The organism is Streptomyces sp. NBC_01257, assembly GCF_035917255.1.
Classification (GTDB): Bacteria; Actinomycetota; Actinomycetes; order Streptomycetales; family Streptomycetaceae; genus Streptomyces.
Genome location: NZ_CP108472.1, coordinates 7547631 through 7560389, shown reverse-complemented (window position 1 = coordinate 7560389; position 12759 = coordinate 7547631). Strand labels below are relative to the sequence as shown.

The window sequence follows — 12759 nt, the reverse complement described above, 5'->3', positions numbered from 1 at the left end:
CCGGGCCCGGGTAGGGTCCCCGTCCGATGACTCCTCCCGACGGCACCCCGCAGCCGCACCCCGGCCCGCCGCCCGCCACTCCCGCGCTCCCGGACGATTCCGGGCCGGGTCGACGGATCGACGAGATGGCTCGGCAGTTGACCGCCGTGCCCGGCATCCGCGCCGTCGCCCTCGGCGGCAGCCGGGCCCGGGGCACCCACCGTCCGGACTCCGACTGGGATCTGGGCCTCTACTACCGCGGCACGCCCGACGTCGCCGCACTGTCCGCGCTGGCGTCCGCGTTCCAGGGCTCTCCGGTCGAGGTGACCGGTCCGGGCGGCTGGGGGCCATGGGTGAACGCCGGGGGCTGGCTGAAGGTGGACGGCGTCCCCGTCGACTGGATCCTGCGCGATCTGGACCGGGTCGAGGCGGTCTGGTCCGACTGCCGGCTGGGCCGCTACGAGGTGGGGACCCAGCCCGGGCATCCCCTCGGCTTCTGGTCCCCGGCCTATCCGGGCGAGGTCGCCCTCGCCCGTGTCATCGCCGATCCGCACGGTGAGTTGACGGACCTTCAGCAACAGGTCTCCGACTATCCGGAGCCGCTGCGCAAGGCGCTGGCCGACGCGGCCTGGGAGGCGGAGTTCTCGGTCGATTCGGCCCGCAAGTCGGCACCGTCCGGCGACCGGCTCCATGTCTCGCTCTGTCTGTCCCGGGCGTTCGGCATCCTCGCCCAGTCGCTGCACGCCCACCACCGCACCTGGTGCCTCAACGAGAAGGGCGCGCTGGCCGCGGCCGCCGCCCTGCCGGAGACTCCCGCGGACTTCGCCGAGCGGGCCGGTGAGGCGCTGGCGGGGCTGGACGCCGCGGCGGTGGAGACGGCCTCGGTCGTCGTACGGGACGTGCGGGAGGTCCTGCGGAAGGGCTCGGCCTGATCGCAGGTGCCACTGCTGGACATGCTCCGCTTCGGGCGCGATCCCGGAATCCGTCCTGGAATCCCGCTCCGGAGTCCCGCTCTAGAATCCCGCCATGATCGCCGAACTGCAGTGTGTGGTGCTGGACTGTCCCGACCCGTCGCGTCTCGCGGAGTTCTACCGCTCGCTCCTCGGCGGGGACGTGAACCGGGCGGACCGCCGGTGGGCCTTGGGGGACGACTGGGCGACGCTGCACACCGCGGCCGGGCCCGTGCTCGCGTTCCAGCGGGTGGCCGGCCACCGGCCGCCACGATGGCCCGATCCGGAGCACCCCCAGCAGTTCCATCTGGACTTCGGCGTGCCCGACCTGGCCGCGGCCGGGCGGGAGGTATTGGCGGCCGGCGCGACCGCACTGGACGACGGGGCCGGGACCGACCGCCCGTGGCGTATCTACGCGGATCCGGCCGGACATCCGTTCTGCCTGGTCAAGCACGGTGCCGGCCCTTCCTGAAGGGGACCGGTCCGGCCGACGGGGAAACTCAGTCCCGCTGAATGGCCGTGACGCAGCGGGCGAGCAGCTCGCGCAGGGCGTCGCGCTCCTGCGGGGTGAACTCGTCCGCGATGCGGCGTTCGATCCGCACCGCCTGCTCGTCGGCCTCACGCAGCACCTGGGTACCGGCCTCCGTTAGACGGGTCTCCAGCATCTTCTGGTGCCACGGATGCACGGACCTGGCGATCAGCCCGCGTTCCTCCAGGTGCTTGAGCACCGCCGCCATCGCCTGCGGTGTCACCAGACAGGCCCTCGCCAGGGCCGCCCCCGACATCCCGGGGTTGTCGGCGAGCGCGAACAGCGCCGCGTACTGCGCGACGCTCAGGCCGGCCCCCTTCAGGGCGGCGCTCTTGGCTGCCATGAGGGCTTGCTCTGCACGTTTGATGTCCGCGCCGAGGCGGTCGCCGGCGGTCATTCCCATGCTCGCGAGCGTACAGCCCCGGGCATACGACAGGGATCGGACAGGTATCAGGAATCGGGCAGTCGACAAGCATGGAACTTGAATCAAGGTCTTGATATAACTCAATGAATGAACAATCAAGACGTGCACAGCACCGCGCCCGCCACCTTCGACAGGACCGTCCTCATCACGGGCGCCACTCAGGGCCTCGGCCTCCACCTCGCCCGCGATCTGGCCGGCCGCGGCGCGACCGTGCTTCTGCACGGCCGGAACCGGGAACGGCTCGACCGGGCCGCCGCCGAAGTCCGGGCGGTCTCGGCCGGCCGGGCGGAGGTTCGCACCTATCTCGCCGATCTCTCCGACCTGGACCAGGTCCGGTCCCTGGCCGCGGCCGTCCGGGCGGCCGAACCCCGGCTCGACGTGCTGGTCAACAACGCGGTGGCCGGTGGGGGCGCCGAGCCCCTGCGCCGCGAGTTGAGCGCACAGGGTCATGAACTCCGTTTCGCCGTCAACCATCTGGCACCCTGCCTGCTGGTCAGAGAGCTGCTTCCGCTGCTGACCGCGTCGGCTCCGGCGCGCGTCGTCCAGGTGGCCTCGGTGGGGCAGTCGCCCGTCGACTTCGACGACGTCATGATGGAGCGCGGGTACGAGGGGCTGGAGGCCTACTGCCGGAGCAAACTCGCGATGATCATGTCGACGTTCGACCTGGCCGCCGCGCAGACGCCCGGCAGCGGGGTCACCTTCAACGCCCTGCACCCGGCCCATCTGATGGACACCGAAGGAGTGCGGGCGTACGGACTGACTCCGGCGGTTCCGGTGGAGGAGGGAGTCCGTCCGACGGTACGGCTGATCACCGACCCCGCACTGACGGACGTCAGCGGCCGCTACTTCGACCGCTTCACGGAGACGGCCGCCCATGAGCAGGCGTACGACCCCCGTGCCCGCGAGCGTCTCGCCGCGCTGACCCGCACCCTGCTTGCCTGAGGACCCGTCCCGTCAGACCGCGCCGCGCAGCGCGGCCAGGATGCGTTCGGCCGTCGCACGGTCTCTGGCCGCCGTGAAGGGCAGGTCGTTGCCGCCGGTGATGCGGAACGGCGCACCGGACAGCGTGGCCTGGGTGCCGCCGGCCTCGGTGACCAGGAGAAGCCCCGCCGCGTGGTCCCACGCGTACTCCCAGTTGAAGGCGAGGGCGTCCAGGTCGCCGCGGGCGACGGCGAGGTATTCCAGGCCGGCCGAACCGCAGGGGCGGGCGTCGATGCCTTCGGTGCGCAGCCCGACGAGGGCCTTCTTCTGCGCCTCGGTGGTGTAGTCGGGGTGCGACATCGCCACCCGCAGCACGGCGTCGGGCGCGGGCGAGCCCGCCCGTATCGGGGCGCCGTCGAGCGTGGCACCCCGGCCGCGGACGGCGACGGCCATCTCGTCCAGGGCGGCGGCGTACGTCCAGGAGGCCAGCAGTTCGCCGCGGTGCGCCAGCGCGACCAGGGTGCAGAAACCCGCCTCGCCGCGCACGAACTGGCGGGTGCCGTCGACCGGGTCGACGATCCACACCGGCGCCTCGCCGCCCAGCGCGTCGTACACCTTCGGATCGGCGTGGACCGCCTCCTCGCCGACGACCACGGAACCGGGCAGCAGCCGGCTCAGGGAGGCGGTGAGGTGTTCCTCGGCGAGCCGGTCCGCGGTGGTGACGAGGTCGTGCGGGCCGTTCTTCTCGACGATCTCGTGAGCGGCGAGCTGCCGGTAGCGCGGCATGATCTCGGCGGCGGCCGCTGCGCGGACCGCCGCCTCGACCTCGGTCAGGTCCCCGGCAAGGAAGTCATCGATCATGTCCCCCAGCTAAGCACGGGCGGCCGGGACGCCGACGACCCGGTCATGACGGGGAGGTGGCGGCCCGGTGGCCCTCAACGCCCGACCGCGTACCCCTGCATGCCACGCGGGTTCGCCGCCGCGGACAGCACTCCGGTCTCCGGGTCGCGGGCGACCGCACACATCCGGCCCTCGGACCAGGCGTCGCCGACCGTGACGTCGTGACCGCGCCGGCGCAGTTCCCCGACGACCTCCGGGTCCATCCGCCCCTCGACGGTGACGCTGCCCGGGCGCATCCCGCGCGGGAAGAAGGAGCCGGGGAAGCTGTCGTTGTGCCAGTTCGGGGCGTCGATGGCGCCCTGGAGGTCGAGGCCGCCGCGGACCTCGGCGCGCAGGGCGACGGCGAGGAAGAAGTGCAGCTGCCACTGGTCCTGCTGGTCGCCGCCGGGGGTGCCGAACGCCATCACCGGGACGCCGTCGCGCAGGGCGAGGGACGGGGTGAGGGTGGTGCGGGGCCGCCGGCCGGGGGTGAGGGAGTTCGGCAGGCCCTCGTCGAGCCAGGCCATCTGGAGGCGGGTGCCGAGCGGGAAGCCGAGCTCCGGCACGACCGGGTTGGACTGGAGCCAGCCGCCGCTGGGGGTCGCGGAGACCATGTTGCCCCAGCGGTCCACGACATCGACGTGGCAGGTGTCACCGCGGGTGGCACCGTCCTTCGCCACGGCCGGCTCCCCCGCACCGTCCTTCGCCACCGTCGGCTCGCCGACACCGGCGGCGGGTATGCCCATGGCGTCGAAGCCGGACTCACCGACGGAGACGGCGTGGGCGTGCTCGCTGAGGACAGGGGTGCGGCCGTCGGGGCTGCCGGGGCGGAGCTCGTGCGAGGCCTCGCCGGTGATCAGGGCGCGCCGGGCGGCGTTGTACGGCTCGGAGAGCAGCGTGCCGAGCGGCACGTCGGCGGCGTCGCCGTACCAGGCCTCGCGGTCGGCCATGGCGAGCTTGCAGCCCTCGATGAGCAGGTGGACGTATTCGGCGGAGCCGTACCGCGGCAGTTCGGCGGGGAGCAGGGCGAGCTGCTGGAGGAAGGCGGGGCCCTGGCTCCAGCCGCCGGCCTTGGCGAGCGTCCAGCCGTTCCAGTCGTACGTGGCGGGCGCCTCGTACCCCGCGGACCAGCCGGCCAGGTCGGCGGCGGTGAGGGTGCCGGTGTGCCGGGTGCCGCTGGTGTCCATGGTGGGGACGGCGGACTGGCGGACGATCGCCTCGGCGATGAAGCCCTCGCGCCAGATCGCGCGGGCGGCCTCGATCTGCGCGGTGCGGTCGTCGCCGCCGGTCTCCTCGGCCTCGGCGATCAGCCGCCGCCAGGTCGCGGCCAGTGCCGGGTTGCGGAAGAGCTCGCCGGGCCTGGGGGACTTTCCGCCGGGGAGGTACACGTCGGCGGAGGACTGCCACTCGGTCTCGAAGAGCTCGCGGACGGTCTCGACGGTCTGGCCGACGCGCTCGACGGGTGCGTGCCCGTCCTCGGCGTAGTCGATGGCGTACCTCAGCACCTGGGCGACGGTCCTGGTGCCGTGGTCGCGCAGGAGCAGCATCCAGGCGTCGAAGGCGCCCGGCACGGCGGCGGCGAGCGGTCCGGTGCCGGGGACCAGGTCGAGGCCGAGTCCGCGGTAGTGGGCGACCGTGGCTCCGGCGGGGGCGGGGCCCTGGCCGCAGAGGACCTGCACCTCGCCGTCGCGGGGCGCCAGGATCATCGGCACCTCGCCGGCCGGACCGTTGAGGTGCGGTTCGACGACGTGCAGGACGAATCCGGCGGCGACGGCGGCGTCATAGGCGTTGCCGCCGTCCTCCAGGACCGCCATCGCGGACTGCGAGGCGAGCCAGTGGGTGGACGACACCATGCCGAAGGTGCCCTGGAGGGTGGGCCGGGTGGTGAACACGGGTGCGGCTCCTTGCTGCGGCGTTCTGTTGTTCGTCGTCGGTGGATCGTACGTACGGGAGCCGGGCGCCCGGGGCGGGGTCCGGACTCCGGGACGGGAGGGGTCAGGCGGCCGCGTCCGGGGCCGTTCCGTCGTCGCCGACGAGGTGGCAGGAGACCCGCCGGCCGCCGGGCAGTTCGCGCAGGACGGGGACCTCGGTGCGGCACCGCTCGGTGGCGAGCGGGCAGCGGGTGTGGAAGCGGCAGCCGGGCGGCGGGTCCAGTGGGCTGGGCAGTTCGCCGTGGAGCACGATGCGTTCGCGGGAGCGCTGCTGCTCCGGGTCGGGGACGGGCGCGGCGGAGAGCAGCGCCTGGGTGTAGGGGTGCTTGGGGGCGGCGAACAGTTCGGCGGTGGGGGCCTGTTCGACGATCTGGCCGAGGTACATCACGGCGATCCGGTCGGCGAGGAACTCGACGGCGGCCAGGTCGTGGGTGATGAACAGGCAGCCGAAGCCGCGGTCGCGCTGGAGGTCGGCGAGCAGGTTGAGGACGGAGGCCTGCACGGAGACGTCGAGTGCCGAGGTCGGCTCGTCCGCGACGACGAGATCGGGGTCGCAGGAGAGTGCGCGGGCGATGGAGATGCGCTGGCGCTGGCCTCCGGAGAGCTCGTGCGGGTGCCGGTCGGCGTGCTCGGGGCGCAGTCCGACCTGGGCGAGCAGTTCCTCGACGCGTTCGCGGACGGCTGCGCCGCGGGCCCGGCCGTGCAGTTTGAGGGGCTCGCCGATGATCTGGCCGATCGTCATGCGCGGGTCGAGCGAGGACGAGGGGTCCTGGAAGACCAGGTGGAAGTCCTTGCGCAGCGGGCGCAGGGCGCGGCGGGACAGGTGGGTGATGTCGGTGCCGTTGATGTGGACGGCACCGCCGGTGGGCTCGTCGAGGCGGACGGCGCAGCGTCCGACGGTCGACTTGCCGCTGCCGGACTCGCCGACGAGGCCGACGACCTCGCCGCGTCCGATGGTGATCGACACCCCGTCGACCGCGCGGACGGTGCCGCCGCCGGAGGCGGCGAAGTGCCGTTCCATGGAGTCGATCCGCAGCACGGGCGGCTGCGGGTCCCCGGCGCCCCGGGCGCTGTCGCGCGGGGCGGGGACGGTCTGTGCTGCGGTCACTCTCCGGCCTCCTGGTCGGCTCGCGCGGGCTGGGCCGCGGGGGTGTCGGACGCCTCGTCGGCGGCGTACGGGTGCCAGCACGCCGCCCGGTGGGCCGCGTCCGTTCCCGTCCCGGGGTCGACGGAGACGAATCCGGGGCGGCCACCGGTGCAGGTGTCGTCGGCGCGCCCGCACCGGGGTGCGAAGGTGCAGGCGTCGGGCTGGCTGTCGAGGCTCGGCACCAGGCCGGGGATCTCGGGGAGCCGCCGCTTGCCCTCGCCGCCGGGGCGCAGGACGGCGCCGAGCAGGCCGCGGGTGTAGGGGTGCCGGGCGGTGGCGAACAGCTCGTGGACGGGGGCCTGTTCGACGGAGCGTCCGGCGTACATCACCAGCACCCGGTCGGCCGCGTCGGCGACGACGCCGAGGTCGTGGGTGACCAGGACGATCGCGGTGCCGAGCCGTTCGCGCAGGGACTGGAGGACCTCCAGGATGCCGGCCTGCACGGTCACGTCGAGCGCGGTGGTCGGTTCGTCGGCTATGAGGACGGAGGGGTCGCAGGCCACGGCGATCGCGATCATCACGCGCTGGCGCATGCCGCCGGAGAGCTGGTGCGGGTACTCGTCGATGCGGCTGCGCGGGGCGGGGATTCCGACGAGGTCGAGGAGGTCGACGGACCGCTCCCTGGCCTCCTTCCGGCTCAGCCCCTGGTGCCTGCGCAGCACCTCACCGATCTGCCGGCCGATGGTCAGGACCGGGTTCAGCGAGGTCATCGGCTCCTGGAAGATCATCGCGATGTCCTTGCCGCGGATCTTCTGGAGCTCCTTCTCGGGTGCGCCGACCAGTTCGCGTCCGCCGAGGCCGATGGAGCCGCCGATGTGCGCCGTGGGCGGGAGCAGTCCCATGACGGCCATCGAGGTGACGGACTTGCCGCAGCCCGACTCGCCCACGACGGCGAGGACTTCACCCGGGTACAGGTCCCAGGAGACGCCGTCGACGGCGTGCACGGTGCGGGTGTCGGAGCGGAAGGACACCGACAGGTCGCGGACGCTGAGGACGGGTTCGCGCACCGGTCCCCGTACGGATTCGAGCACGGTCTCGGTCATCGGGTCCCTCCACGGGGGTCGAGGACGTCCCGCAGTCCGTCGCCGAGCAGGTTGAAGGCCAGGGTCGCCGCGACGATCGCCAGGCCGGGGAAGACGGCGAGCCAGGGCGCGGGGGCCAGGAAGGACTGGGCGCCGGAGAGCATCACGCCGAGCGACGGGTTTGGGGGCTGGACGCCGAGGCCGAGGAAGCTGAGGAGCGCCTCGCCGATGATGGCGGCGGGGATGCCGACGGTCGCCTGGACGATCAGCGCGGAGGTGGCGTTGGGCAGGATGTGCCGGAAGAGCACGGTGCCGTCGCCGCCGCCGTTGACGATCGCCGCGCCGACGTAGTCGACGTGCTTGAGCCGCAGCGTCTCGGCCCGGGTGATGCGGATGACGGCGGGGATCTGCGAGATCCCGATGGCGATGGTCGCGTTGGTCAGCGACGGGCCGAGGATCGCGGCCAGTCCGACGGCGAGCACCAGGAACGGGAAGGCGAGCATGGTGTCGGTGAGCCGGGAGATGGCGCCGTCGGCGAACTTCCCGTAGTAGCCGCCGACCAGTCCCAGCGGGACGCCGATCACGAACGCCAGCACGACGGCGACGAGGCCGACCTGCATGGAGGCGCGCGCGCCGAACACGATGCGGGAGAGCTGGTCGCGTCCCAGGTCGTCGGTGCCGAGCCAGTGGGCCGCGCCCGGTTCCGCCAGGACGTTCCCGAAGTCCGGCCGGGAGGGGTCGTACGGGGCGATCAGCGGGGCGAGGAGCGCGACCAGGATGAAGACGGCGGCGATGATGCCGCCGGTCATGGCCAGCCGGTTCCTGCGCAGGGCGCGGAGCCGTCCGTTGCCGGTCCGCCTCTTCGCGGTCTGCGGGACGGTGGGGATCGCTGGGGTCGCTGTGGTCACCGGGCACCTCCGAGCCGGATGCGCGGGTCGATGACCGAATAGACCACGTCGACCAGCAGGTTGATGAGGATGTACGCGGCGGAGGTGCAGAGCACCACGGCCTGGAGCGTCGCGTAGTCACGGGTGAAGACGGCGTCGATGGTGAGCTTGCCGAAGCCGGGCAGGACGAAGATCTGCTCGGTGACGACGGCGCCGGAGATCAGGTGGCCGAGCTGGAGCCCGAGTACGGTGACGACGGTGACCAGCGAGTTCCGCAGGGCGTGCCCGCCGACGACGGACCGCTTGGACAGCCCCTTGGCGCGGGCGGTGCGCACGTAGTCGGCGGAGAGCGAGTCGAGCATCGCGGCCCGGGTCTGGCGCATCACGACGGCGGCGAGACCGGAGCCGAGGACGATCGCGGGGAGCACCATGCGGCGCAGGTTGTCGAGCGGGTCGGTGCCGAAGGGTACGTAGCCGGAGGCGGCGAACACCGGGACGGCGATGGCGAATCCGAGGACCAGCACGATGCCGAGCCAGAAGGTGGGGATGGAGAGCCCGATCAGCGCGATGACGTTGGCGATCCACTCCTCGGGCTTCCCGCGCCGCACGGCGGCGACGACTCCGGCGCCGATGCCGAGGACCACGGCCAGCAGCAGGGAGAGCGCGGCCAGTTCCAGGGTGACGGGGAGGGCCTGCCCGATGGCGTCGGCGACCGGCAGTCCGGTACGCGACGAGGTGCCGAGGTCCCCGGTGAGGGCGTGTCCGATGAAGCGGGCGTACTGCACGACGATGTTGTCGTCGAGGCCGTACGCCTCACGGATCGCGGCGAGCGCCTCGGGGCTGCGCTCCTCGCCGGCCAGGGCGAGCGCCGGGTCGCCGGGCAGTGCCCGGATGCCGGCGAACACCACGACGGAGACCAGGAGGAGCGTGATGAGGGACTGGCGCAGCCGCGTCAGGAGGTACTTCGTCATCGGGTGTACCCCGCAGTCGTGACCCGGACCAGTCCGTCGCCGTAGACGCGGATGCCCGCGACGTCCTTGGTGGCGACGACGTAGTTCTTCTGCCGGTAGAGGTAGATCATCGTGTGGGCGTCCTGCACGCGTTCGGTGAGTTCGTCGTAGATCTCGGTGCGCCGGGCCGGGTCGGCGACGGTGCGGCCCTCGGCGATGAGCCTGTCGATCCCGGGGTCGCCGAGGCCGTAGGCGTTCATGGCGCCGGCGGTCTTGAGGAAGTTGGAGACGTTGCCGTCCGGGTCGAGCCGGCCGGACCAGCCGCTGGTGAAGACGTCGTAGTTCCCGGCGTCGGTCTCGGAGAGCATGGTGGCGTACTCGGTGGGCCGCAGTGAGAGGTCGAAGCCGGCCTCCTTGACCATGGCCTGGAGGACCTGGCCGACCCGTCCCTGTTCGGGGGTGGTGGAGGTCTTCAGCTCGATCTTCAGCGGGGTCTTCACCCCGGCCTCCTTCAGCAGCTTCCTCGCCTTGGCGACGTCGCGCTTCGGACAGTCCTCGGGCTTGGTTCCGGGGGCGATGGCGGACTGCGGGGAGATGGGGCCGCAGGCCGGTTCGTACATGCCCTGGAAGACGACCTTGTTGAGGGTGTCGCGGTCGATGGCGAGCTCGAAGGCCTCGCGGACCCGGACGTCCCGGGCGATCGGGGTGTCGAGCTTGCCGGGCGGCTGACCGAGGCCCTTCACGTTGCCGACGTTGAGGCCGATGCCCTGGTAGCCGAGCGACGGCGAGTTGAAGAGCTGGAGTTTCGGCTCGGTGAGGGCGCTCTGTACGTCGACGGGGCCCATCTGGTCACCGACCTGGAGGTCGCCGGAGCGCAGGTTGGCGAGCCGGACGTTGCCGTCGGGGATGGGCTTGTAGACGACCCCGTCGAGGTGGACCTTGTCCGCGTCGTAGTAGTTCGGGTCCTTCTTCAGCACGATCCGGTCGCCGCCGACCCGCTCGACGAAGCGGAAGGGTCCGACACAGGAGGGGTGGTTGGTGAAGTTCTTCCCGTACTTCTTGAGCGCGGCCGGTGACATCACCATCCCGGCCCGGTCGGCGAGGACACCCGTCAGCGGTACGTAGGGCTGCTTCAGCCGCATCCGTACCGTGTCGGGGCCGGTGGCCTCGATGGAGGTGACCGGGGCGAGCTCGGTGCCGCGGGCGGATCCGGGCAGGTCGCGGTGGCGCAGCAGTGAGGTGACGACGGCCGCGGCGCCGAGCCGGGTGCCGTCGCTGAACTTCAGGCCGTGGCGCACCTTCAGGGTGACCGTGCGGCCGTCGGCCGAGGTGACGGGCAGTGCGGCAGCGAGCTGCGGCACGACGACGCCGTCCTCGTCGATGTCGTAGAGCTTCTCGCACATGCCCGCGAAGACCGTGCGGCCGACGAGGGTCTGGGCGAGCGTCGGGTCCAGTTTGTCCGGGTCCGAGTTGAGGGCGACGGTGAGTGTCCCGCCGTCACGGACGGACCGGTCGTCGGTTTTGCGTACACCGCCGACTTCGGTCGCCGAGGACTGCAGCGACGCGCAGCCCGAGGTGAGGGACACCAATGCAACCGCCACCAGGGCAACCGCTTTTCGGCGCACGAGGGCCTACCTCCCGCCAGGGGGTGATCAAGGGATATCGCAGACCGTATTTCGCATACAGTCCGCAGGCAAGAGGGGTGCCCACATAGCGGACGGTTTTTACTGACGATCGGATAACGGGGGTGCAGAAGGCGTGAAGACGCCTGTCCGCACCCCCGGTGGTCAGCTCTGCGCGACGAGTCCGAAACTCTGCGCCGCCGAGCCGTCACAGGACCGCTGCACCAGCTGGACGCCCGGGGCGGCGGACGCGGGCGTGCTCAGGCACCTGCCGCTGTGCCGGGCGACGAGGTGGTACCGGCCGGAGGCCTCCCGTACCGGCTTCCACTGCTGGTTCGCGCCGCCCCCGTAGGCCCACAGCTGCACCGGGGCCCCGTCGGCGGTGGACACGTCCACCACGTCGAGGGCCTGGCGGGTGTCGGCCGCAGGGGAGATCCGGGCGTAGCCGCCGTCCGTGGCCGTGAACCGGTAGCGCTGGGCGGCGGTGCCGTTACAGGTGTACTGCTGAATCGCCGTGCCGTTGGCGGTGGCGGCGGCGCGCGCGTCGGCGCAGTTCCCGTTCGCCCCGGAGACGAGCGTGTACGCGGAGGTGCCGGAGACCGGGTCCTCGGGGTCGGGCGCTCCCCCGCCGCCGCCCAGCCACTTCAGCCCGTCCACCACGAACCGGTTCTGCGTCTCACTGGCGAAGGTCGAGGACAGGGTCGTGCCCGAGCCGTAGTCCATGGCGTTGTGGCCGAAGTTGGCGTAGAGCATCCGGTAGTGGGTGTTGGTCCACAGGATCGGATAGTCGCCGCTGTACCAGGACTGGTTCGGATCCGTCCCCAGCGGGAAGCTCACCGGGTCCACGGAGGCCAGGACCTTGATGTCCGGGTCGGCGCGGAGGTTGTTCTGCCAGGCGTACCACTCGCTGACCGACGAGGTGAAGGTGGCGGGCAGTGAGGTGGTCGAGGGGTGCGTGCGGTCCTCGGTCCGCAGGGTCGCGGTGGTGGGCCCCCAGGTGTTGGACCTGAAGTTGCCGCTGCCGAGGAACTCGTCGTAGTACCAGGGCCATTGCTGGGCCTCGGTGGTGAACGCCGAGACGTGGAAGCCCATCCAGGCACCGCCCGCGCGCATGTAGCGCTCGAATCCGGTGCGCTGGGAGGCGGTCTGCGGGGCGTCGTCGAGGAACAGCACCACCTGGTACTGGTCCGGCGTGATGCTGCTGAGCCGTCCCCAGTCGTTGGTGGAGGTGTAGGAGAAGTTGTTGGCCGCCGCCGTGGCGGGGAACCAGCGGTTGGCCTCCTGGACGAAGCTGATGTGGGCCGCGTCCCAGGTGCCGTTGTAGAAGGCGATGACGTGGAAGGCGGGGGCCTGCGGGGCGGCGTGCGCGGGGACCGGGGTGAGCCCCAGCAGTAAGGCGGGCAGCAGGAGCAGCCACCGGCAGAGCCGGCCGATGCCTCCGGCGACGGGGGCTCCCGTCCTGGTCGTGGTCATGCGGGACCGTCCTTTCCGGACCGGGTGGGGGCCGGGCCGGATCCG

Annotated in this window: 12 protein-coding genes; 3 read left to right on the top strand and 9 right to left on the bottom strand. The window is 72.1% G+C overall.

Annotated features, from left to right (window positions below; genetic code table 11):
* Positions 1–125 precede the first annotated feature (125 nt).
* Positions 126–911 carry a nucleotidyltransferase domain-containing protein gene (locus OG408_RS33015; RefSeq protein ID WP_266786569.1) on the top strand — a complete coding sequence of 262 codons (786 nt, stop codon included), beginning with the start codon at positions 126–128 and terminating at the stop codon, positions 909–911.
* A 94-nt stretch (positions 912–1005) separates the two neighbouring features.
* Complete coding sequence (locus OG408_RS33010) at positions 1006–1401, top strand: VOC family protein (RefSeq protein ID WP_326673498.1); 396 nt, start codon at positions 1006–1008, stop codon at positions 1399–1401.
* 28 nt (positions 1402–1429) lie between these two features.
* Here the strand turns inward: OG408_RS33010 and OG408_RS33005 are convergent, their stop codons facing one another.
* Positions 1430–1861, bottom strand: coding sequence for a MarR family winged helix-turn-helix transcriptional regulator (locus OG408_RS33005; RefSeq protein WP_266784877.1), 432 nt, complete (start codon positions 1859–1861; stop codon positions 1430–1432).
* Positions 1862–1969: 108 nt separating this feature from the next.
* Here OG408_RS33005 and OG408_RS33000 point away from each other — a divergent pair, with 108 nt between their 5' ends.
* Positions 1970–2824: an SDR family NAD(P)-dependent oxidoreductase gene (locus tag OG408_RS33000; RefSeq protein WP_285565129.1), complete on the top strand. Its 855-nt coding sequence runs from the start codon at positions 1970–1972 to the stop codon at positions 2822–2824.
* Positions 2825–2836: 12 nt separating this feature from the next.
* On the opposite strand, the gene OG408_RS32995 is transcribed toward OG408_RS33000, so the two are convergent.
* The 8 genes from OG408_RS32995 to OG408_RS32960 all read right to left on the bottom strand — a co-directional run bounded on the left by OG408_RS32995 (position 2837) and on the right by OG408_RS32960 (position 12714).
* A complete protein-coding gene (locus tag OG408_RS32995; RefSeq protein ID WP_266784873.1) occupies positions 2837–3664 on the bottom strand; it encodes an inositol monophosphatase family protein in 828 nt (275 codons plus the stop codon).
* A gap of 74 nt (positions 3665–3738) precedes the next feature.
* Entirely contained in the window at positions 3739–5574 is a 1836-nt protein-coding gene (locus tag OG408_RS32990) for a gamma-glutamyltransferase family protein (protein WP_285565130.1), read from the bottom strand.
* Positions 5575–5677: 103 nt separating this feature from the next.
* Positions 5678–6634, bottom strand: a complete 957-nt coding sequence (locus OG408_RS32985) for an ABC transporter ATP-binding protein (RefSeq protein ID WP_285565162.1) — start codon at positions 6632–6634, stop codon at positions 5678–5680.
* Between the two features lie 83 nt (positions 6635–6717).
* Positions 6718–7803 carry an ABC transporter ATP-binding protein gene (locus OG408_RS32980; RefSeq protein ID WP_326673493.1) on the bottom strand — a complete coding sequence of 362 codons (1086 nt, stop codon included), beginning with the start codon at positions 7801–7803 and terminating at the stop codon, positions 6718–6720.
* Positions 7800–8690, bottom strand: coding sequence for an ABC transporter permease (locus OG408_RS32975; RefSeq protein ID WP_442806087.1), 891 nt, complete (start codon positions 8688–8690; stop codon positions 7800–7802). Before OG408_RS32975 ends, OG408_RS32980 begins: the two co-directional genes overlap by 4 nt.
* On the bottom strand, positions 8687–9640 hold the full coding sequence (locus OG408_RS32970; RefSeq protein WP_326673491.1) for an ABC transporter permease: 954 nt from the start codon (positions 9638–9640) through the stop codon (positions 8687–8689). Before OG408_RS32970 ends, OG408_RS32975 begins: the two co-directional genes overlap by 4 nt.
* Positions 9637–11220, bottom strand: coding sequence for an ABC transporter substrate-binding protein (locus tag OG408_RS32965; protein ID WP_266784865.1), 1584 nt, complete (start codon positions 11218–11220; stop codon positions 9637–9639). Before OG408_RS32965 ends, OG408_RS32970 begins: the two co-directional genes overlap by 4 nt.
* 186 nt (positions 11221–11406) lie before the next feature.
* Positions 11407–12714, bottom strand: coding sequence for a ThuA domain-containing protein (locus OG408_RS32960; protein WP_326673489.1), 1308 nt, complete (start codon positions 12712–12714; stop codon positions 11407–11409).
* Positions 12715–12759: the final 45 nt, after the last annotated feature.

What these genes read in the sequence shown, in the direction of transcription:
- OG408_RS33000 (WP_285565129.1), top strand. Translation starts at nt 1,970, where the DNA reads ATGAACAATCAAGACGTGCACAGCACCGCGCCCGCCACCTTCGACAGG.
- OG408_RS32995 (WP_266784873.1), bottom strand. Translation starts at nt 3,664, where the DNA reads ATGATCGATGACTTCCTTGCCGGGGACCTGACCGAGGTCGAGGCGGCG.
- OG408_RS32960 (WP_326673489.1), bottom strand. Translation starts at nt 12,714, where the DNA reads ATGACCACGACCAGGACGGGAGCCCCCGTCGCCGGAGGCATCGGCCGG.
- OG408_RS32970 (WP_326673491.1), bottom strand. Translation starts at nt 9,640, where the DNA reads ATGACGAAGTACCTCCTGACGCGGCTGCGCCAGTCCCTCATCACGCTC.
- OG408_RS33015 (WP_266786569.1), top strand. Translation starts at nt 126, where the DNA reads ATGGCTCGGCAGTTGACCGCCGTGCCCGGCATCCGCGCCGTCGCCCTC.
- OG408_RS32985 (WP_285565162.1), bottom strand. Translation starts at nt 6,634, where the DNA reads ATGGAACGGCACTTCGCCGCCTCCGGCGGCGGCACCGTCCGCGCGGTC.
- OG408_RS33010 (WP_326673498.1), top strand. Translation starts at nt 1,006, where the DNA reads ATGATCGCCGAACTGCAGTGTGTGGTGCTGGACTGTCCCGACCCGTCG.
- OG408_RS32980 (WP_326673493.1), bottom strand. Translation starts at nt 7,803, where the DNA reads ATGACCGAGACCGTGCTCGAATCCGTACGGGGACCGGTGCGCGAACCC.
- OG408_RS33005 (WP_266784877.1), bottom strand. Translation starts at nt 1,861, where the DNA reads ATGGGAATGACCGCCGGCGACCGCCTCGGCGCGGACATCAAACGTGCA.